The organism is Elusimicrobiota bacterium (assembly GCA_016180815.1).
GTDB lineage: Bacteria > Elusimicrobiota > Elusimicrobia > JACQPE01 > JACQPE01 > JACPAN01.
Map to the genome: position 1 here is coordinate 1 of JACPAN010000027.1, position 18,976 is coordinate 18,976.

The 18,976-nt window shown below is 55.2% G+C and carries 23 protein-coding genes; 7 read left to right on the forward strand and 16 right to left on the reverse strand.

The window, feature by feature from the left end:
- The 7 genes from HYT79_11820 to HYT79_11850 form a co-directional block, all read left to right on the forward strand.
- On the forward strand, window positions 1-367 hold a 367-nt coding region (locus tag HYT79_11820; GenBank protein MBI2071272.1), incomplete at its 5' end, for a hypothetical protein.
- Window positions 364-636: a hypothetical protein gene (locus tag HYT79_11825; protein MBI2071273.1), complete on the forward strand. Its 273-nt coding sequence runs from the start codon at window positions 364-366 to the stop codon at window positions 634-636. The genes HYT79_11820 and HYT79_11825, both read left to right, overlap by 4 nt.
- Window positions 637-660: 24 nt before the next feature.
- Window positions 661-939, forward strand: coding sequence for a response regulator transcription factor (locus HYT79_11830; protein MBI2071274.1), 279 nt, complete (start codon window positions 661-663; stop codon window positions 937-939).
- Between the two features lie 19 nt (window positions 940-958).
- Complete coding sequence (locus tag HYT79_11835; protein MBI2071275.1) at window positions 959-1,288, forward strand: hypothetical protein; 330 nt, start codon at window positions 959-961, stop codon at window positions 1,286-1,288.
- Window positions 1,289-1,454: 166 nt separating this feature from the next.
- Complete coding sequence (gene fabG, locus HYT79_11840; GenBank protein MBI2071276.1) at window positions 1,455-2,240, forward strand: 3-oxoacyl-[acyl-carrier-protein] reductase; 786 nt, start codon at window positions 1,455-1,457, stop codon at window positions 2,238-2,240.
- Window positions 2,241-2,331: 91 nt separating this feature from the next.
- On the forward strand, window positions 2,332-4,539 hold the full coding sequence (locus HYT79_11845) for a HAMP domain-containing protein (GenBank protein ID MBI2071277.1): 2,208 nt from the start codon (window positions 2,332-2,334) through the stop codon (window positions 4,537-4,539).
- On the forward strand, window positions 4,532-6,058 hold the full coding sequence (locus HYT79_11850; GenBank protein MBI2071278.1) for a LysM peptidoglycan-binding domain-containing protein: 1,527 nt from the start codon (window positions 4,532-4,534) through the stop codon (window positions 6,056-6,058). The genes HYT79_11845 and HYT79_11850 overlap by 8 nt, the downstream gene beginning before the upstream one ends.
- Here the strand turns inward: HYT79_11850 and HYT79_11855 are convergent.
- The 16 genes from HYT79_11855 to HYT79_11930 form a co-directional block, all read right to left on the reverse strand.
- Entirely contained in the window at window positions 6,055-7,575 is a 1,521-nt protein-coding gene (locus HYT79_11855) for a trypsin-like peptidase domain-containing protein (GenBank protein MBI2071279.1), read from the reverse strand. The genes HYT79_11850 and HYT79_11855 overlap by 4 nt on opposite strands.
- Window positions 7,576-7,610: 35 nt before the next feature.
- Window positions 7,611-9,371 (reverse strand): hypothetical protein, encoded by a 1,761-nt coding sequence (locus HYT79_11860; GenBank protein ID MBI2071280.1) that lies wholly within the window; start codon window positions 9,369-9,371, stop codon window positions 7,611-7,613.
- 4 nt (window positions 9,372-9,375) lie between these two features.
- Complete coding sequence (locus HYT79_11865) at window positions 9,376-9,747, reverse strand: response regulator (protein MBI2071281.1); 372 nt, start codon at window positions 9,745-9,747, stop codon at window positions 9,376-9,378.
- Window positions 9,744-10,988 carry a hypothetical protein gene (locus HYT79_11870; GenBank protein MBI2071282.1) on the reverse strand — a complete coding sequence of 415 codons (1,245 nt, stop codon included), beginning with the start codon at window positions 10,986-10,988 and terminating at the stop codon, window positions 9,744-9,746. Before HYT79_11870 ends, HYT79_11865 begins: the two co-directional genes overlap by 4 nt.
- A gap of 57 nt (window positions 10,989-11,045) precedes the next feature.
- Complete coding sequence (atpC, locus tag HYT79_11875; GenBank protein MBI2071283.1) at window positions 11,046-11,513, reverse strand: ATP synthase F1 subunit epsilon; 468 nt, start codon at window positions 11,511-11,513, stop codon at window positions 11,046-11,048.
- Window positions 11,513-12,925 carry a F0F1 ATP synthase subunit beta gene (gene atpD, locus HYT79_11880; GenBank protein MBI2071284.1) on the reverse strand — a complete coding sequence of 471 codons (1,413 nt, stop codon included), beginning with the start codon at window positions 12,923-12,925 and terminating at the stop codon, window positions 11,513-11,515. Before atpD ends, atpC begins: the two co-directional genes overlap by 1 nt.
- Window positions 12,926-12,954: 29 nt before the next feature.
- Window positions 12,955-13,305, reverse strand: a complete 351-nt coding sequence (locus tag HYT79_11885; GenBank protein ID MBI2071285.1) for a PilZ domain-containing protein — start codon at window positions 13,303-13,305, stop codon at window positions 12,955-12,957.
- A complete protein-coding gene (locus tag HYT79_11890; protein ID MBI2071286.1) occupies window positions 13,302-13,661 on the reverse strand; it encodes a PilZ domain-containing protein in 360 nt (119 codons plus the stop codon). Before HYT79_11890 ends, HYT79_11885 begins: the two co-directional genes overlap by 4 nt.
- A 31-nt stretch (window positions 13,662-13,692) precedes the next feature.
- A complete protein-coding gene (gene atpG / locus HYT79_11895) occupies window positions 13,693-14,574 on the reverse strand; it encodes an ATP synthase F1 subunit gamma (protein MBI2071287.1) in 882 nt (293 codons plus the stop codon).
- Between the two features lie 12 nt (window positions 14,575-14,586).
- On the reverse strand, window positions 14,587-16,101 hold the full coding sequence (locus HYT79_11900) for a F0F1 ATP synthase subunit alpha (protein ID MBI2071288.1): 1,515 nt from the start codon (window positions 16,099-16,101) through the stop codon (window positions 14,587-14,589).
- Window positions 16,102-16,185: 84 nt separating this feature from the next.
- Window positions 16,186-16,731, reverse strand: coding sequence for an ATP synthase F1 subunit delta (gene atpH / locus HYT79_11905; protein MBI2071289.1), 546 nt, complete (start codon window positions 16,729-16,731; stop codon window positions 16,186-16,188).
- Window positions 16,732-16,734: 3 nt separating this feature from the next.
- Window positions 16,735-17,241, reverse strand: a complete 507-nt coding sequence (gene atpF / locus HYT79_11910) for a F0F1 ATP synthase subunit B (GenBank protein ID MBI2071290.1) — start codon at window positions 17,239-17,241, stop codon at window positions 16,735-16,737.
- An 8-nt stretch (window positions 17,242-17,249) separates the two neighbouring features.
- On the reverse strand, window positions 17,250-17,537 hold the full coding sequence (atpE, locus tag HYT79_11915; protein MBI2071291.1) for an ATP synthase F0 subunit C: 288 nt from the start codon (window positions 17,535-17,537) through the stop codon (window positions 17,250-17,252).
- Window positions 17,538-17,553: 16 nt separating this feature from the next.
- Complete coding sequence (gene atpB, locus HYT79_11920; GenBank protein MBI2071292.1) at window positions 17,554-18,318, reverse strand: F0F1 ATP synthase subunit A; 765 nt, start codon at window positions 18,316-18,318, stop codon at window positions 17,554-17,556.
- A complete protein-coding gene (locus tag HYT79_11925; GenBank protein ID MBI2071293.1) occupies window positions 18,308-18,691 on the reverse strand; it encodes a hypothetical protein in 384 nt (127 codons plus the stop codon). Before HYT79_11925 ends, atpB begins: the two co-directional genes overlap by 11 nt.
- Window positions 18,688-18,930 carry an AtpZ/AtpI family protein gene (locus HYT79_11930; protein MBI2071294.1) on the reverse strand — a complete coding sequence of 81 codons (243 nt, stop codon included), beginning with the start codon at window positions 18,928-18,930 and terminating at the stop codon, window positions 18,688-18,690. Before HYT79_11930 ends, HYT79_11925 begins: the two co-directional genes overlap by 4 nt.
- Window positions 18,931-18,976: the final 46 nt, after the last annotated feature.

Below are 18,976 nucleotides of genomic sequence, written 5' to 3' on the forward strand. Positions count from 1 at the left end.
CGGCGAGCCGATTAAAGAAATCGCGCCGTCTGCTCCGGCGCTCGTCATCGGATTTGAAACACTGCCGCAGGCCGGCGAAGCGTTTTCCGTGATTGAAGCGTTGAAAGAAACTGTCCAAGGCGAATCTTCCAAAACATCTCCACGCGAAAAACCCGGAGAAGAATTCCTCGGGCTCCGCTTGATTTTGAAAGCGTCCGACGGCGGTTCGCTCGAAGCGCTTTCGGAAATCGTCAAATCTTTAGCGAAAGAAAAACCGGTCCTCAGAGTTCTCGGTGAATCGGTCGGTGACGTGAACGACAACGACGTGAAATTCGCGATTTCATCAAAGGCTGCTATCAGCAGAATCTTCTCTGCGCCAATCGTTTGACGGTCGGCGGGCGCAAGGTTTTGCTCAAAAATATCAAGGCCCCGGTTTTAAATTTGGTGGCCACCAAGGATCATCTGGTGCCGCCCGCCAGCTCATTGGCGTTGAATTCAAAAATCGGCTCCGCCGACGTCGCCACGATTGAATTTCCGGTCGGTCATGTCGGCCTTTCCGTCAGCTCTTCCGCCATCGCCAAACTTTGGCCGCGCGTCATCGAATGGCTGAAATCCCGTTCCGGCTCGCCTCGGACGAGAAAAAAAATCTCTAAGTAGTCCTGCTTAAGCAGTTTTGCCAAATTGAAACGCCCTGCACCGGCCGCTAAGATAAACAAGAGACGTCCCCAAGGGGCCGATGGAGCCGCCTGGGGAACAGACGGCAAGGAACGGCTGACAAAACGAGAAACTCAAATACTAAGAATGATTGCGATGGGCGCGATGAACAAAGAAATTGCCAGGTCGCTGGGCATCTCCAGGAGAACCGTCGAAGTGCATCGATTGAATTTGAGAAACAAATTAAGAAAAGCCCGGTTGGCCGAGCTTGTTCGTTTCGCTCTTGAAGAGGGTCTCATTAACTGATATTGAAAAGGAGGCGGCTATGCCAACAGTAAAAACGAACGGTCAAGCAGTCGGACAGGAAGAGTTGCTCAAGTTTTGGGGTGATTTTTATTTAAAAGGCCTCAAAAACGTCCTTGAGACTCAAGAATTGTCCGCGAAGCTGACCCGGGAGTTGTTGACCCAGAGCGCAACCCTATCGGCCGAGACCGTGAAAACAGGGCGCCAATACTTAGAGGCGACCAACCAGGCCTTGGAAGGCGTCGTTAAAGCCGCGACCGAGAACGTCAAACGGACGTTGGACGTCGTTGAGCAATGCTCGGCGCCGGTCCGGCGGCAGTTGAACGATTTAGTCAAACAAGCTTCGAACTGACTATAGCTGAAGGACTTTTTTCCTCCCCGTCAAGGGGGAGGATGATGGTCCAGGGTCCGCCCCGCCTGTCGGCATCCCTTCCGGCCCTTGAGGCCGGCAACGGTGCACGGGAGGCGGGGCTAATTTTTTATACTGACATTGAGAAATTCACGATTGGAGGACCCCCATGCCTGAAACTCAATTGACTGCGATTGTCGAGCGACGTTCCAACAAGCTTTTCGGTTTAAACGCCCTGGTGACAGGATCTTCGCGAGGGATCGGCCGCGCCATCGCGCGAAGCCTCGGCGCGCACGGCGCCAATGTGGCGGTTCATTGCCGCCAAGGCGTCGACGAAGCGCAATCATTGGCTTTGGAATTGTCCGCCGCCGGCTCCCGCGCCATGGTTGTTTGCGGGGATTTGGCCAAGGAAATCCAAGCGCGTCGCGTGGCTGAAGAAGTTTTAGGGGCGTTTTCCGGAATCGATATTTTGATCAATAACGCGGGCATCACGCGCGACAAGTCCTTTCTTAAAATGACGCGCGATCAGTGGCAGGACGTCGTGGAGACGAACCTCAACAGCCTGTATTCCCTGACCCAGGCCGTTTTGCCTCAAATGACTCAGCGGGGATGGGGGCGCATCATCAATATCTCAAGCGTGGTCGGTCAAATGGGCGCCTTCGGGCAAACGAATTATGCCGCGGCCAAGGCCGGCATCATCGGTTTCACAAAAGCATTGGCCCGGGAAACGGCGGCCAGAGGCGTTACGGTCAACGCCGTCGCTCCGGGATATATCGAAACCGCCATGACCGCGGCCATCCCTCCCGATGTCAAGGCTAAAATCGTCGAAACAATTCCGGCCAAACGTTTCGGCGCTCCGGAGGAAGTCGCCGAAGCCTGCCTGTTTTTGGCGAGTCGCGAGGCCGCTTACATCACGGGCGCCGTTATCAACGTTAACGGCGGAGTCTACCTATAACCTAATCGTCGATCCTAAGACGGGCGGCGCATCCGCCAAATTCTTCTTGATTCGCGCCTGATCTTGCTCTACCCTTGTTGAGGGGTATTGTTTGCCCGAACAAAAATCGTTGTTTCCATTCCGGCTGGGTATTTGGGCCAAGCTGCTTTTGCTGTTGGTGGGCTTGGCCGTGCCGCCGTTGGTTTTCATCGGGTGGCAGCTGTTGGCCATCAATAAAGAGGAGATCACATCGGCCACGCTTGAGCTTCAAACCAAGCTTGCCGAGAACATGGCCGGCCGCGTTGAGGAGAGATTTTTGGATGCCAAAAGCAAAGTGGATTTTTTGGTCGCCATGCTGACGCGCAAAGATTTAACCATCGACCAAAAAAGGGGGATGCTGGAGGCGTATTTGGAGATCCACCCCTCCTTGCTTGAGGCGGGCGTGGTCGATGCTTCAACCGGACAGGATATTCTTTCAGCCGTGGCCGGCGACGTCGCCGGCCATGCTCACCGGGGGCATCACGGCGATGATTTATGGATGGAGGCCCGTCAAAACAGCCGGGCTGTTTTTCGCCTGGCCGTTTCAACCGTCGAACCCGATGGAAACCATGGGCTGGAATTTTTATTCTATGCCCCGCTTCGTCCCGGGCTGTTTCTTTTTTTAAGGGAACAGGCTAAAGACCTTGTGGAGTTGATCGAGAAGGAGCGTTTCGGAGGCACGGGTTACGCTTATTTGGTTGACGCCGGCGGGCGATTGATGACGCCTCATCCCGCTTACGCCGCCGGATATGATTTTCGGGATTATCCTCTGGTCGCGACCGCGGTCGGGTCCCCGGCATCCACGGGTTCGTATCATTTTTTTCCAAAAAGCGGCGCTCAAGAATATGTCGGTTCTTGGGCGCCGGCTTTGACGGGCGGGCATTTCTATTGGGTGCTGGTCGAACAATCCACGGAGGAGGCTTATGCTTCTCAGGAGAGATTGAAGAGAAAAAGTTTGTTGATTTTAATTTCCGTTATCAGCGCAGCCTGCCTAGTCGCTTATTTCGCAGCCTATTGGGTGTCCTGGCCGATTTTGGGGCTGACCCAGGCCGCTCAAAGCATCGCTCAGGGGCAATTCGACGTCCGGCTCGAGGATGACGCCCGCCAGGACGAGCTGGGTCAGCTTCAGCGGACATTCAAAATAATGGCCGCAAAGCTAAAGGAATATTCCCAATTACAATTAGACCGATTGTTGGCCGAAAAAACGAAAACCGAGGCGACCGTGGCTTCCATGCAGGAAGGGATCGTTTTGTTGGATGAGGACCGGAGCATTTTATTGATCAATGAACCGGCCCGCCGGGCATTGTGCCCGCATGTATCGGAGGAGGAAATTTTGGGGCAGCCCCTGGGCGAGGCGCTTGAGCCCGGCCGAAGGGCCTTGGTTTTGGGTGCGCTGGACGAATTGGCTAGGGGCGCGGTCGCCAAAAAGGATTTGGATCTTTCACCCACTCCCAATACCAGGTATTTTCTCGAGGTGCGTTATCAGAAGGTGGAGGCCAAGAAAGATGCGGGTTCGGTGCCGGTCGGCAACCTTCTGATTTTGCGCGACGTGACGCTGGAGCGTCAAATCGAAGCCATGAAGGACGATTTCGTTCAAACCATCACTCATGATTTGAAAAATCCGCTTAGCAGCATCACCGGTTTTATCGAAATGCTGAATCATCCGGATGTCGGATCGTTGAATGAACGCCAAGCCAAAGCGGTTCAACAAATCGGCCACGCGGCTTTGCGTTTGTTAACGCTGGTGAATAATGTTTTGGATACGTTTCGTTCCCAACACGGAGCGCTCAAGGTCAATGCGGCAGCGGCCGATTGCTATGCTTTGGTGACCGGTGTTTTGGAGATGTTCCGCGGCCGGGCCGCCAGCAATCGGATCAATTTGACCATCGAGCTTTCGCCGCCGGAATCCAGCTCGGACCGATGGAAAGCCGTTTGCGATCCCAGCTTGACGGAGAGGGTCCTGATCAATTTGCTGGGCAATGCCCTCAAATATACGTCCCCCGGCGGGCGCGTCACGATCCGGCTTGAAGATGCGGAGGAAGAATTTCGTTTTTCGGTTTCAGACACCGGGGAGGGCATTCCGGATGAAGATTTGGGCAAGCTGTTCCGCAAATACGGGCAAATTCAGGGTCGATCCAGAGGCGGAACCGGGCTGGGATTGATGATTTCAAAACAAATCGTCGAAGCCCATGGCGGACGTATTTGGGTGACGAGCGAAATCGGCAAGGGCAGCACATTCACTTTTACTTTGCCTAAAAAAGGGCCGCCGGCGGATGCTTAAACCGCTGCGATCGCTGATCGTCATCTGTTTCGCTGCGGCGTTGAACGCGCAGGAGTCCCGCTATTTTCAAAACGTCACGATTCTTCCGGGGGACACTCTTTGGTCGCTGGCGCAGCGGTATTTGAAAGACCCGAAGCGCTGGCCCGAAATCCTCAAGCATAATACGTTGCCAAACTCGGACCCCACCGTCGCCTTGCCCGGGCAGACTTTGAAAATTCCGGTTTTATTGATCAAAGACGAACTGCGGGCCGCTAAGCTTTTTGAAGCCGTCAATACCGTGGAGTATCGCCGCCGCCAAGCCGCGGAATGGACCCGGGCCCGGCCGGATATTGAACTCTATCAGGAAGACGGATTACGAACCGGTTCGGTTTCCCAGGCCAAGGTGCGTTTTGCCGTTGGCGAAGACTTAACGCTTGAGTCGAATTCCTTCGCGATTATCCGGCCCGACCGCCTGACCGAGGATTTGGGCCGGGGCGTTTCATTGGTCAGCGGGGCCTTGAGGTCCCGGGGCGTTCGCTTGTTGACGCAGACGGCGCGCGTCATCCCTAGGACTAAGGAAACTGATTTTCATGCGCGCATCCGCGATGATCTGGCGACGATTGTTGAAGTTTTTCGAGGGATTACGGATGTCGAAGCCAAGGGTCAGTCGCTCACGGTCCGGGAAGGTTTCGGCACCGTGGTGCCGGTCGGCGGCGCGCCTGAAAAACCGTTGCCTCTGCCGCCGTTGCCTAAGACCGGAGCGGCCCCGGAGCCGGGCCGCGCCCAGGGGGTTGATGCCGATTTAATTCGAGCTCAGGCGGCCGCGGATGGTTTTGTCATTCGTGACGGCCAATTGACTTTTCGAGGAGGCGCGAGCAAGGGTCCGGCTTCCGAGGGTTCAGAGGCATCGGTCATGAATAACTTTCATATCCAAATCGCGCGCGATCCCAATGAATCGACGATCGTGTGGGAAGATTCCCAAGCCCTGACGCGCGATCTTTCGTTCGGCCGGATCGGCCTCAAGGACGGGGTCTATTATTTCCGCGTGGCTTTTCGCGATCGTTTGGGTTTTGAAGGTCCTTATAGTCCCTGGCGCAGGATGACAGTCGACACCAAGCCTCCGGATCTGGTCGTCGAACAGCCGCCGGCCTCGGAGCGCACGGTTGACGAAAATCCCGTTTTGATTGCGGGTTTGACCGAGCCTAAAGCGTTGGTAACGATCGAAAGCCGGCCCGTAACGGTCGGCGAGGATGGACGGTTTCAAACGCGGTGGCCGCTGAACCCAGGGCGGAACTATCTTCATCTGGCGGCCGTTGATGAAAGCGGCAACCGTACGGACGAAGATCTTCTGCTCATTTACGAGGGGCAAGGAATTGGAGCCAAGGGTTCGGGCTCATTGCTCGCCGAACGCGCCGTCGGCGAAGATGAGGAAGAAACAGGGCGCAAATTTTCTCCTCAGGCGGAAAAATTGGCCACCGTGGGCTTGGGTTTAGCCGCGGCCGCGGTTATTGCTTCGGTTATTATTCTGCTGTTGCTTTAAGGGGCGGTCTGGACGCTGACGAATTGTTTGTTGCCTTGGCGCAAAATATCGAGGACAATCCCTTCTTGAAGGTCGGCTGTTTTGGCGGCCTGGCGAAACTCGGCCGCGGTTCTGGCGGTTTCTTTATTGACGCCGAGCACCAGGTCCCCGACTTCAAGATAGCCGGCCATCGCGCTTTTGCTGTCGATGGAGCCGACGATCAATCCTCTTAAATCAGACGGTATTTTAAATCGCCGCGCCAGCGCCGCGCCTTTGGGGTTTTTCTGGGTATCCCACAAGGCAACGCCTTCCCAGAGCAGGCCTGTTTCTTTGCTTTTCATCGCCGGCTGTTCTTGAGGGGGAGTTTTTTGAGGGGCCTGATCTTGATGCTGCTTCCCCAAATCAGCCCATTTCGGCCTAGGCCCGATCAGAACATGAGCCTGGCGTTCTTGGCCGCTGCGAATGAACGCGATGCGAGCCTGCTCTGCGACTTTGGTTTTACGGACACGTTCGGTCAATTCATGAGGGGTTGTTATTTTCTCTCCGTTAAAGTTCACGATCACGTCGCCGCGAAGAAGCCCGGCTTTAAGCGCGGGCGATCCGGGGAAGACCTCGTTGACTAAGGCGCCCTGCGTTTGAGTCAGCCCGAAACGCTTGGCGACGACGTCATCCACATCGGCCACGGATACGCCCAGCCAGCCCCACTCGCGTTCTTTGCCGGCGCGCAGGTCGTCTAAGATTTCTTTGGCGGCGTTGATCGGCAAAGCGAAGCCGATGCCCGCAAAAACGCCGCTGGGCGAGTAAATCGCGGTGTTGATGCCCACGACTTCGCCCTCGATATTGACCAGCGGCCCTCCGGAATTTCCCCGGTTGATCGCCGCGTCGGTTTGAATCAAATTCAGGTAGGTGCGTCCTTCGATGGGCAGCGATTGCCTTAGGGCGGAGATCACGCCCACGGTCAATGTTTGTTCAAGTTCGCCGAAGGGGTTGCCCACGGCAATGGCCCAGTCGCCGACTTGGACGTTGTCCGAATTGCCCAACTTGGCCGCGGGGAACGGGCCGCGCCCTTCGATTTTGATGAGCGCCAGATCAATGCGTTCGTCTTTGCCGATGAGGCGCGCTTGATAAGTCTTTTTTTGCCCGTTGACGGTTAAACGCACTTTGATTTCTTTGGCGTCGCTGATGACATGGGCGTTGGTTAGGATATGGCCTTCGCGATCGATGATGACGCCTGAACCCGTGCCCGCATATTGGCGCCGCTCGACGCGCGGACGCCGTTTTGGGGAAGGAACGCCGTGAAAAAATTCGTTCATGAATTCTTCGGGGTCCATGAAATAAAATTCGCCCGGATGATAAACCTCCTCTTCGTGAAAAGCGGAAATATTGACGCAACTGGGCCGCACCCGCTCGGCGACTGAACGAAACGCCTCTTGAAGCCCCGGCAGCGAAGCAGCCGCGGCGTAAACGATGATTCCCGAAGCCATCAGCAGAGCAGACGCTAATAAGCGGAATTTTGTCGATCGTTGAATCGGAGGCATGAGATTTAAGTCTACAAAACCGTATAAGCCGGGGACTACTCGCGAACGAAAGGAAGGGTATCCGCGCCGGCCCCGCCCGTGTCCAGGCAGTCTTCAGCCGGAAGGTTTTGTTCGGGGGTCGAAGCGTCGTTGGGGAGCGATTGGGCGCACAAGGCCCATCCCCATTTTCTGGGGTTTTTCCCGGCGATCAGATTTCTGGGGAGGCGAATCTCCAGCCCGTCCTCGTTTTTGCGGACGGCTTGATCCCAGCGGCCCAGGTTGCGCAGGCTTCCTTGCGGGTTGTACCGATAGGCCGTGACCACGCCTTGGGCATCGCTTCGGATGATGTATTCCCAAAAATCTGAAATCCCGGCGCGCCGTCGCCCGTCCCAGTCTTCGCCTTTGCCCGCATAAGCTTGATTGTTAAGGTCGATATAAATTTCACAAGGGAAGAAATTTTCTTCAGCGGAGTCGTGGGCAATTCGGAAAATAAGCTCCCGATCGGACCATTCGATGATCAGGCGTTCGATATTCACGCCCGATGCGTTTTGTTTAGGATCGTCAAAACTATCGGTAAATTCAAGGCGATTGAAGGCGCCGGCGGCGCGCGACGGCCGGTCTTGGGAATTTTCGCCGTTTGAGGTGTCAAGCCAAAGGGATTGAGGCAGGCGCGGCCGGCGTTTGAGCACCGGCGCCATTTTGCCGTAGAGGGTTTTCAGCGTTGCCAGGAACGATTCTTCAGAAACCGAAGCCTCGGAGCTTAACAATCCCTCTTCCTTGAATGTGGCCGACGTCGAATGATCGAGCATGCCGTAGAATTCTTCCCAGCATTTGTCCAGGATGGTCAAATTCGCCCGTCCTGAGTTTTGGTATTTGATGATGTTATCTCGCAAATCAACGAGAAGCGGCCAGAAATTGGCCTGAGCCCTGGAACCCCAGAAGCTGTGCGCGGTTTCCGGCGTGCAAAGAGGCGGCGGCGCCGAATCAATATCTAACGCGGGCATTTCGTTCCAAACGCTCAGCGGGAAGAGCCGCCATTGGCCGTCGTCGTCTTCGGCAATGGAGGCCAGATCATCCAGCATCGAATCAGCTTCCTCGATTGATGCCATGTAGGTTTCATCAAGCAAAACGATGCCTTTGAGCTTGTTGACGTCGGCCGACGGATTCCAGGGCAGGGCGCTGTAGCGTTGGGGAAGATTCTGGCCAGGTTCCAGTCCGGTGATCGGCAGGCTGGAAATTCTGACAATCCAGGCAAAACGATGCCCGGCTTTAGTCCAGGCGGCATTGGGCCACTCGCCCAGAGGAGCCGCCAGCCCGGGCAGGGCGCGGCTCGAAAATGCGACGCGCCAAATTTCTTCGGTTGCGACCAACAGCCGGGCGATTTCGACGTCGCGAAGCAGGCGTTTCGGCGCTTGTTCGGAATATTCGGCGATACGGCAGCGTTCTTTAAGAAAATGATGGAATTCTCCCAATAACGGCAGGGGTAGGGAGCCTTTTGGGCTGACCGCCAATTCCAATTGACCGCCGGCTTCAAGTTCCATTAGGCGCGCGGACTGAGACTCATTGAGCCGGAGGATCATATTTGCGGGCAGTGCGACGGTCAGCCGGAATGATTCGTCGGCGGACATCCATCGTTGCAACTGTCCGATTGTTTGTTCCGGATCGCGGCCGGGGGAAACGGACCAGACAACGGACAGCGGCGCCTTATCTTTCGGCCGCTGAAGGATCATTTCTTTGGCGGTCGGAACGGGCCGTGGAGCGCAATTTGGAACAAGAAAAAAAGCGGCAGCCAAAAGAAGACGGTAGTTCACGTTCAAGGCGTTACGGAAACGGGCGTCCCAAGGCCACGCCGATCGTCGTCATTAATTGATCGATGCTGTAGGGTTTCGGCAAGAATGCGCAGCGTTCCAGCTTGTCGTCTTCAGCCATGCCTTGAACCTCAAAATTGCCGGTGATCAAGACGACCGGCACCTGGGCCAAGGCCGGCTCTTTGCGTATTTCTTTCATCGCATCGTAGCCTTTCATCTCAGGCATCGTGTGATCGAGCAGGATCAAATCCGGCGTCGCCTGCTTGGCCAAGTCAATGGCTTGGCGGCCTGTTTCCGCTTGGATCACCTCGCAGCCGGCCAGCGATAAAGCGTCGTTGAGGAGTTTCCTCATGCTCGGGTCATCGTCGGCGATTAAGATTTTCATTTGGCGAATTCCCATGATACGCCCGCAAAGTAGTAGGCCGAGTCGTAATTGTACCGGTAGGTCAGTTCATAAAGCATGTTCGAGGAGGCTTGGCGCAGCGTTCCTTGCGCCGTGGCGGAGAGTCTTCCCCACGACATTTCGGGGAACATATACGTATAACCAAGATTGACGTTATGCGTCGTGGCAGCGATGATTTCATTGGGGCGTCCGCTTGTGCCGTCATGGTAATTGCCGTCTTTATCCTGGACGAGGCGCGTATCATAACGGCGAACAATGCCGGTGTAACCCAAATTTAGGCGTTGGTTTTTATCAAAGAGAAAGGTCATCGACGGGCTCAGCGCCAGTTCATCATAGTCGTAATAATTGTTGATGAAAAATGTTTTGACTGCGTCATAGGAATTTTGATTGGAATCAAGCATGCTGTAGCTTGCGGCCAGGCTGGCGATGGGCTTTAAAGCGACGCCGCCCCAATCGTATTCGCCGAGACCTTGATGACAGCCGGCGGCCGCCAGCCAGTACGCATCTTTTCTTTTTGTCGTTTCGAATAACCCGGTATCTTTGACGATGAATTGATCCGGATAGGGACGCGCTGAAATCAAGAAAGCTCCGTACGCAATAGTTTTTTCAGCGACGGCCACGTCAAGCGAATAGGAGGCGTCCATGGCGTCGAAATCCAGCACCCGGGTTCCTGATTTAATTTCGGCGCCGAATTGTTGTGAGGAAAGGGCTTGATAATTGGGGAAGCGCACCGTGTAATAAGCCAGCTCAAGCCGCTGGGATAACAGGCGTTGGCCTTTTCGCTCCAACTCCACGCCGCCGGAAAATTTTTCGTAATCAAAAAGCCCGGTGCCGAAGGTTTCGCCCTTGGCTTCATTGTAGTAAGCAAGTTTGCCCGAGGCTTTCGGTTTGATGCTGTAGGGGCCTTCACCCAATTGGCGCACCCATTTGACCGTGGCCAGGTTCTCCCATATTTTTTGAATCAAAAATCCGCCGCCGGCGAGCTCTTCCACGGTGAAAATCGTGCGGTAATCGGAAGACAGGGTGGGGATCAAGGTGCTTTTATCCGAGAAAGCGATCGACGGGGTGAACCGGAACGAAAAATTTCCGTCGACGGAAGTGTCTTTTTGCTCAAAAAAGCTTTGGCCCCCCAATAATTTCGCTTCGGCGACGGGGATGTATTTGATTTGAGCCGGCAGAGGCCTGGCGATGAATAAAAAAAGAAGAACGATCAAGCCGCGCATTATCAGAAGTCTAGTATACGCGGCGCGATTGCGCCAGAGGTTTTTTAGGCGCCCGGATCAGTTCTCGTTGACCGGCGGCGGCGTTCGGTGTCCCCTGATGCGGCGCGCATTCTCAACGGCCTTAAGCCGGGTCAAGGCCCGCCTTAAAGCGGCCTGGGCTTTTTCCACGTCGATTTCTTGAGGGCCTTTTTTAGGCGCCCGAGTCTTAGCAACGTCTTCCTTGGCCCGCGCCAAAGCCAATCGGGCGCGTTCTTCATCGATTTCCTGGGCTAGTTCGGCTGTCTCCGCGAATAAGGTGGCTTTGCGCTGACCGATTTCCACGAAGCCTCCGGAAACCGACATCGTTTCTTCAATCCCTTCTTCGTTTTGCGTGCGGATCACGCCTTCCTTAATCAGCACCAGAGCCGGCGTATGGCCCGGTAAAATTCCCATCGACCCTTCCCATGCGGGAAGAATCAAGGAACTGATTTTTCCTTGAAAGGTGATACGCTCCGGCGTGACGACGGTCAGTTCGAATATTTTCATCAGGCTTCTTGAAGCGATTTTGCTTTTTCTTGGACTTCGTCGATTGTGCCCGCCATATAAAAGGCTTGCTCGGGCAGATGATCGCATTTGCCTTCGATCAAATCCCTGAAGCCCCGGATGGTTTCAGGCAAGGTGACATAGCGTCCCGGCCGGCCGGTAAATTCTTGGGCCACGAAAAAGGGCTGGGACAGGAATTTTTGGATGCGCCGCGCCCGGCCCACCAACAGCTTATCTTCCTCGGAGAGTTCGTCCATGCCTAAAATCGCGATGATGTCTTGGAGTTCTTTATAACGCTGCAGGACGCGCTGCACTTCGCGCGCGACGCGATAGTGCTCTTCACCCACGATATTGGGATCCAGGATGCGCGACGTCGAGGCCAGCGGATCCACCGCCGGGTAAATGCCTAATTCCGCGATTTGCCGAGACAGCACGGTGGTGGCATCCAAATGGGTGAAGGTATTGGCGACGCCGGGATCGGTCAAGTCGTCGGCCGGCACGTAAACCGCCTGAATCGAGGTGATCGAGCCTTTTTTGGTGGAGGTGATGCGCTCCTGAAGCGATCCGATTTCAGTCGTCAGCGTCGGCTGATAACCCACGGCCGAGGGCATGCGTCCCAAGAGCGCGCTGACTTCGGAGCCGGCTAAGACAAATCGAAAGACATTGTCTACGAAAAGAAGAACGTCTTGGCCTTCATAGTCGCGGAAATATTCAGCCTGCGTTAAGGCGGTCAAGGCGACGCGCGCCCTGGATCCGGGGGGCTCGTTCATTTGCCCGTAGACCAAGACCGTTTTAGACAGGACGGGAGAGCCGTCGGAAAGCTTGGTTCTCTGCATTTCCAGCCACAGGTCATTGCCTTCGCGGCTTCGTTCCCCGACCCCGCCGAATACCGATACGCCGCCATGTTGTTTGGCGACGTTGTTGATCAATTCCTGAATAATGACGGTTTTGCCGACGCCCGCGCCGCCGAAGAGGCCGACCTTTCCGCCTTTCATGAAGGGTTCGAGCAAGTCAATGACTTTAATGCCCGTTTCAAAAACCTGAGGCTTGGTTTCTTGATCCACCAATGGAGGAGGCGTGCGGTGAATAGGCAGTTGGACGTCGCTTTTGATGGGTCCCATGTAGTCTTGGGGTTCGCCCAGCACATTGATCAAGCGACCCAGGCAGGCGCGTCCGACCGGAACCGTGATTGGGGCATTCGTATCTTCGACCACCGCGCCGCGGCCGATGCCTTCCGTCGGCCCCAACGCAATGCTGCGCACTGTGGAATCACCCAAATGCTGGGCGACTTCAACAGTCAACGACGCGTCTCCGGCTTTAACTTTGAGCGCGTTGAATATATGGGGTAAATCACCCGATGGAAATTCGACGTCCACAACGGGACCGATGACCTGAACAATTTTACCTAGACGCATAGCGAAACGTCCTCCTTCTTCCTTCTTTGTCACGAACGGCGGCCCCTGTCGGCCCCGTTCGAGCTTATTTGAATATTGATGAAATCGCGTAATTTTAGACGATCCAAGAGACCGATGCGCTCTATTTTGGCGCCGCAACGGTAATTGTCGCCGGTTTTGCTGTTGATATTCCTGACATGGCAAGCGAATGTGATCGGCAGAAAAAGCTTCAGAAACAAAAGATCCCCGCGTTTGAGTTCGGCGTCCGTTTCAAACCCCAGGCCTTTGGCGCTTAAATCGACGACCACCGCGTTTCCTTTGACGCGCGATCCTTGCGGATCGGTGCATAAGAGCACCGGGATATGGAGGGGGACGCGTTTTTGGCGCCGCGACTCTTTCACGGTTTGCCTCCGGGGAGCGTGTTTAAGTTCGGCATGCGGATCATGGTTCTGGGCCGGGCGAATTTGGGCCGGCCCGTCGAAAACCGGACGTTGTGGAAACGCACGCCGTAGCGAAATTTATTTCCCCGGGTTTCGGTGCGCACAACGCCGCCCTGGACCATCAGGGGCACTTCAAGCCTTAGGGTCAAGGATGAGCCTAGCTCTATTTTTTGATCGCTTTCGAAACAAAGCCCGCCTTCGGAAACGTCCGTCACCAAGGCCGACACTTTTTTGGACGGTTTGGCGAAATCAGCGATCTCCAGGACAAAGCTGGCCGGGTGGCGCTCGTATTTTCTCTGTTCTTTTTTGTTAGCCATGGCAGTTTACCTCAGGGATATTCCCATTGATTTAACTTAGAGCCTCCGCGCCGGAGACAACCTCGAGCAGTTCCCGGGTGATGGAGGCTTGACGGACCTGGTTCGCCAGAAGCGAAAGGTCGCTGATCAAATCACCCGCATTTTTTGTCGCGTTTTCCATGACGTTTAAACGGCTCGCTTGTTCGCTGGTATAAGCTTCGAAAACCAAACGGTAGAGTTCGGTGTTGACATAGCGAGGGATGAGTTCTTCTAAAATTTTTTCGCGCCCGGGCTCGTAAATATAGTCGAACGGCGCTTCGGCTTTTTCTTGTTGACCACCCAGACCCGGCGGCAGCAGCCGGTAAACGGCCGGAATTTGACGAACCACGGAGCGAAAATCCATATAGCAAATATCCACGCCGGCGATCCCGGGATGCGACACGTAATAATCGACGATTTCCTTGCCTATAATTTCCGCTTGGCTGAACGCCGGGCGCCTTAAAAACTGGACGAATTCGCGCGCGATCTGAAAACCGTGATTGACCAAAAAGTCGCGTCCTTTTTTCCCAACGACGAAGCAATGAACGCTGCCGCCCTCGCCGCGAATCCGTTCGTAGTATTTGAGGGTTTCTCTCAGCATGACCACATTGTAGGAGCCGCATAATCCTTTATCTGCGGTAAAAACGACCAACAAACGCTCTTTGGCATCGGGCCTGGGCTTAAGCAATTGAGGCATGAGCCGCCCTTCTTTGAGCAACCTTCGGCTTAAATCCGAAACCAATTCTTCGACTTTTTGCGCGTAAGGACGCGAGGCGAGCAACTGTCCCTGAGCGCGCTTCAACCTTGAGGCCGCGATCATTTTCATGGCCTTGGTGACCTGCTGCGTCTGCTTGACGGATTTGATTTTAATTCTGATTTCGCGAAGACTGGGCATAAAGTTTTAAATTCAGGCTTTAAATGTCTGTTTGAATTCCTTCAAGGCCTCGCCCAGTTTAGTTTTGAGCGCATCGTCGAGGCCTTTTTTCTTCCTCATGTCATCCAATAGAGACGCTTGTTTTGCTTGCAAATAAGCCAGCATCTCTTTTTCAAAGCGTTTGATCGCTTTGACGGGAACATCGTCCAGATAGCCGTTGACGCCGGCAAAAATCACCGCGATTTGTTTTTCGGTCGTCAGCGGCTGATATTGATCCTGCTTGAGGATTTCCACCATGCGTTCGCCGCGGGCCAACTGCGCCTGGCTGGCTTTATCCAAATCACTGCCGAATTGGGCGAATGTCGCCAGTTCGTTGTATTGGGCCAGGTCCAGCCTCAATCGTCCGGCGACCTGTTTCATGCCCGATGTCTGGGCCGCGCCGCCGACGCGCGAGACCGACAGGCCGGCGTTGACCGCCGGGCGCACGCCGGAGTAAAAAAGATTGGTCTCCAGGTAGATTTGCCCGTCCGTGATGGAGATGACATTGGTCGGAATGTATGCCGCCACGTCGCCGGCCTGGGTTTCGATGATGGGCAGAGAAGTCAGCGAGCCCGCGCCGTTTTTGTCGTTGAGTTTGCAGGCGCGTTCCAGCAGGCGCGAGTGAAGGTAAAAAACGTCGCCGGGGTAAGCTTCGCGGCCGGGCGGGCGCCGTAGTAAAAGCGAAAGCTGCCGGTAGGCCTGGGCATGTTTGGTTAAATCGTCGTAGATGGTCAAAACATGTTTGCCTTGCCACATGAATTCTTCGCCCATGGCGCAGCCCGCATAAGGCGCCAGATACAATAGCGGGGCCGGGTCCGCGCTCGCGGCCGCCACCACGATGGTGTATTCCATGGCGCCGAATCGTGCGAGGGTTTCCACGACCGAAGCGATGGTGGATTGTTTCTGGCCGATGGCGATGTAAATGCAAATCGGCCGGTTGGCCTCGTTTTTTTGATTGATAATCGTATCCAGCGCAATGGCTGTTTTTCCGGTTTGCCGGTCGCCGATGATGAGCTCGCGCTGTCCGCGACCGATCGGGATCATGGCGTCGATGGCTTTGATGCCGGTTTGAAGCGGCTCTTTGACGGGCTGGCGTTCCACCACGCCGGGAGCGACCACTTCAATGGGCCGCCGTTTTTGGGTTTTAATGGACCCCTTTCCGTCCAAGGGTTCGCCCAATGGGCTGACCACGCGGCCGATCAGGGCATCGCCGACCGGGACTTCCATGATGCGGTTCGTCCTTCGGACAACGTCGCCTTCTCGGATGAGGCGATCGTTGCCGAACAGCACGGCGCCGACCGAATCGCGTTCAAGATTCAGCACCATCCCCATGACATTGTCGGGGAACTCGAGCAATTCGCCGGCCAGGGCGTTGGCTAATCCGTAAATGCGGGCAATGCCGTCGCCGACTTGGGTGACGTGCCCAACCTCGCCCATTTGGGCCTTAGGTTCAAAAATTTCAAGCTGCCGTTTCAAAACTTCGGTTACTTCTTCGGGGCGTATCGCCATTGTCTATCCTCCTTACCTTATCCCCTCGACCGCTCATCTTGAGCTTGTCGAAGGATCAAAAAACGGCCGGGTCCTAAATAATTCTTATGACCCGGTGAGCGCCTCATTTAATTGGCGCAATTCAAGCCGAAGGCTGTTTTCGAAAAGGCGGTCTCCGACTTTGATCAGCAGCCCGCCGATTAATCCCGGATCCTCTTTGGCTTCCAGGACGATTTTTTTGCCGGTGCGCGTGGAAAGCTTCTCTTGAAGCGCGCTGGCGGCTTCTTGCGTCAGAGGAAACGCCGTGCGCACGGATACACGCAGCAGGCCGACGGCTTCATCGGACAAGGCCTCGAAACGTTCCGCAATCAGCGGCAGATAATCGAGCTCTCCGCGCATGGTCAAGGCCAGTAGAAGCTGAAGGGTCGAGGGTTCGACCCGGGAGATGAAGGCGGCGCTGACGGCTTGGGCCTTGTCTTGGGGCCGCACGATGGGATTTTTGAGCATCTCCCAATGATTATCCGCGCGGCGCATGGATTGAACGAGGACGGTCAAGTCGTTTTGAACTTTGCCGGCCGCGTTTTCCTTTTGGGCCAAAGCTAAAAGCGCCTTGGCGTATTTGTGCGCCGCGAAGCGGGTATTTTTGACCATTGTTCAGATATTTTTGGGCGCCTTCTCGATTTCTTTTAACAGTTCGTCCACCAGCTTGGCGTGAATGTCTTTATCCACATTGCGGCGCAGCATCCGCTCCGTCGCCATGAGAGTCAGCGATCCGACATGGCCTTTGAGCTCGACCAACAGACGTTCGCGATCCCGCTCCATTTGTTCCTTGGCTTTGCCGAGGATATCCTTGGCTTCTTGCTGGGCCTGCCGGACAAGGGCGTTTTGAGTTTCATCGCCTTTCTTTTTGGCTTCGGCCAGGATGGCCGAAGCTTTTGTCTCGATAGCGGTGATCTGTTGTTCGTATTGAGCTTTCAGTTGATCGGCCGCGCGCCTCATTTCTTCGGCCGCTTCGATCTCTTTACGGATTTTTTCCTCGCGTGCTTCCAAGGCGCCGACGATGGGCTTCCAGGCGAATTTGCCTAATAGCACGAGCAGAGCCCCGAAAGTGATCAGGGTCCAGATGATGAGCCCTGTGTCCGGACTGAGCAGATGCTCCATGGCCGTTTTTAGTGTTGTTGCGCGGCGCTTGTCTGTGACGATGTATCGCTTTTCGGCACGCCGGCGTTCAACGCCAACACGCCCAAAAGGCAGATGACCAGGGCGAAAAAGCCCAAGCCTTCGATCAGAGCCGCCGGGATGATCATTGATGTTCTGAGCGCTCCGCCGGCTTCAGGCTGACGGGCGGTTCCTTCGAGCGCGGCGCTGGCCAAGCGGGCGATGCCGAAGGCTGCTGCCAGCAGGCACAACCCCGTGCCTAAGCCCAGTCCGATGTATCCTAATCCTAAGTGAGACATTTAACGTAACCCTCCTTTAATGTTCTGGGTGAACGGCTGCTCCGACAAAGAGCGCCGTCAAAAACGTGAAGATATACGCTTGTAAGAATGCGACGAAAATTTCCAGAGCGTAGACGAACAACGCCAGCATAACCGAGAAAGGCGCCGCCAAAAATCCGGTCCAGGGATTTGCGGCGCCAAAAGTAAAAATGAGGCACAAGAACGCGAGGATGACGATGTGCCCGGCGATCATATTGGCGAAGAGACGTATGCTCAGAGCGAATGCTTTGGTGCAGAAGCCGATCAGTTCGATGGGGATCATAATCGGGATGAGCCACCAAGGCAGGCCGCTGGGAACGATGCTTTTTAAATAATGCCCCAGGCCCTGTTCGCGAATGCCCGCGATATGGATCAAGAAAAACGTGCACCCGGCCAAAGTCGCGGTGACCGAGATATTGCCGGTGGCCGTGGACCCCCAGGGAACAAGGCCGGATAAGTTGCACAGCAGAATAAAAAAGAAAAGGCTTAAAAAGTAGGGCAGGTATTTACGCCCGGCGTGCCCGAGCGCGGGTCCGAGGACTTCGTCTCGGACAAAGATAACCAAAACTTCAACCAAGGAGCGCAGCAGAGGCAGCCGCCGGCCGCTGCGCGCGACAAAGCCCAGCCCCAGCAGCAAGACGGTCCCCACAATCCACATCATCAGCAGATGTTTCGTCAAAGCAAACTCAATGCCGAATACCCCCGGCCATCGGGCGATCGTGTGATCGAGCAGGTGGTGTTCGAGAATCGTTTTAAAATCCATCAGTTCCTTGCGTCTGTTGTTTGATCAGAAACCAAGATTCAAGCAAAAGAAAAACGAGCAGGCAGGCGACATAGGTCAGGAGAGCGGCGGCCGTCGAAAAACGCGCGTTTTGATGGACGCCGTAGGCGAGCGCGCCTAAAGCGGCCAGCCGCAAAAGAACCCCGCCGCCGAACAATCCGTAGAAGGATTTGTCGGATCGAGTCAAGGCCCAGGAGAGAGCGATGTAGCTCAACCAGGAAACGCTCCAAGCGATGGCCGTCGCCAGGATCATGCTGTTTTGGACGGGAGCTGATAAGGGCAGGTTTCGGGCGGCGATCGCCGTCAAGGCGGCTAAGCCGGCGCTAATCATTGTGGCCCAGACTGTGAGCTTCACATTGCTTTGGGATTGTCGGGGGAGGATTTTCCATCCATGCCGGACACTTCCTTTATAAATTGATACAGCCCAAGGCCGATCCCCAGCAAGGAACAGACCAGCGTCAGCCATGGCGTTGTTGCCCATCGTCGGTCAAGCCAAAGGCCCCCGAAAACGCCGATCAGAACGGAAATGGCGAGCTGGGCCCCCGAAAAAACATAAGCCCAGGCGTTGGTTTTTCCCGGATTGCCCGATCCCACAAATCATCATCTCAAAAATTACGGCCGATTATTCGGCGAATTATTG

Excerpts from the sequence above, each read along its gene's own strand:
- atpB (MBI2071292.1), bottom strand. The coding sequence starts at position 18,318 with ATGGATTTTAAAACGATTCTCGAACACCACCTGCTCGATCACACGATC.
- atpE (MBI2071291.1), bottom strand. The coding sequence starts at position 17,537 with ATGTCTCACTTAGGATTAGGATACATCGGACTGGGCTTAGGCACGGGG.
- atpG (MBI2071287.1), bottom strand. The coding sequence starts at position 14,574 with ATGCCCAGTCTTCGCGAAATCAGAATTAAAATCAAATCCGTCAAGCAG.
- HYT79_11865 (MBI2071281.1), bottom strand. The coding sequence starts at position 9,747 with ATGAAAATCTTAATCGCCGACGATGACCCGAGCATGAGGAAACTCCTC.
- atpD (MBI2071284.1), bottom strand. The coding sequence starts at position 12,925 with ATGCGTCTAGGTAAAATTGTTCAGGTCATCGGTCCCGTTGTGGACGTC.
- HYT79_11900 (MBI2071288.1), bottom strand. The coding sequence starts at position 16,101 with ATGGCGATACGCCCCGAAGAAGTAACCGAAGTTTTGAAACGGCAGCTT.
- atpH (MBI2071289.1), bottom strand. The coding sequence starts at position 16,731 with ATGGTCAAAAATACCCGCTTCGCGGCGCACAAATACGCCAAGGCGCTT.
- atpC (MBI2071283.1), bottom strand. The coding sequence starts at position 11,513 with ATGAAAATATTCGAACTGACCGTCGTCACGCCGGAGCGTATCACCTTT.
- HYT79_11835 (MBI2071275.1), top strand. The coding sequence starts at position 959 with ATGCCAACAGTAAAAACGAACGGTCAAGCAGTCGGACAGGAAGAGTTG.
- atpF (MBI2071290.1), bottom strand. The coding sequence starts at position 17,241 with ATGGAGCATCTGCTCAGTCCGGACACAGGGCTCATCATCTGGACCCTG.
- HYT79_11850 (MBI2071278.1), top strand. The coding sequence starts at position 4,532 with ATGCTTAAACCGCTGCGATCGCTGATCGTCATCTGTTTCGCTGCGGCG.
- fabG (MBI2071276.1), top strand. The coding sequence starts at position 1,455 with ATGCCTGAAACTCAATTGACTGCGATTGTCGAGCGACGTTCCAACAAG.
- HYT79_11890 (MBI2071286.1), bottom strand. The coding sequence starts at position 13,661 with ATGGCTAACAAAAAAGAACAGAGAAAATACGAGCGCCACCCGGCCAGC.
- HYT79_11855 (MBI2071279.1), bottom strand. The coding sequence starts at position 7,575 with ATGCCTCCGATTCAACGATCGACAAAATTCCGCTTATTAGCGTCTGCT.
- HYT79_11870 (MBI2071282.1), bottom strand. The coding sequence starts at position 10,988 with ATGCGCGGCTTGATCGTTCTTCTTTTTTTATTCATCGCCAGGCCTCTG.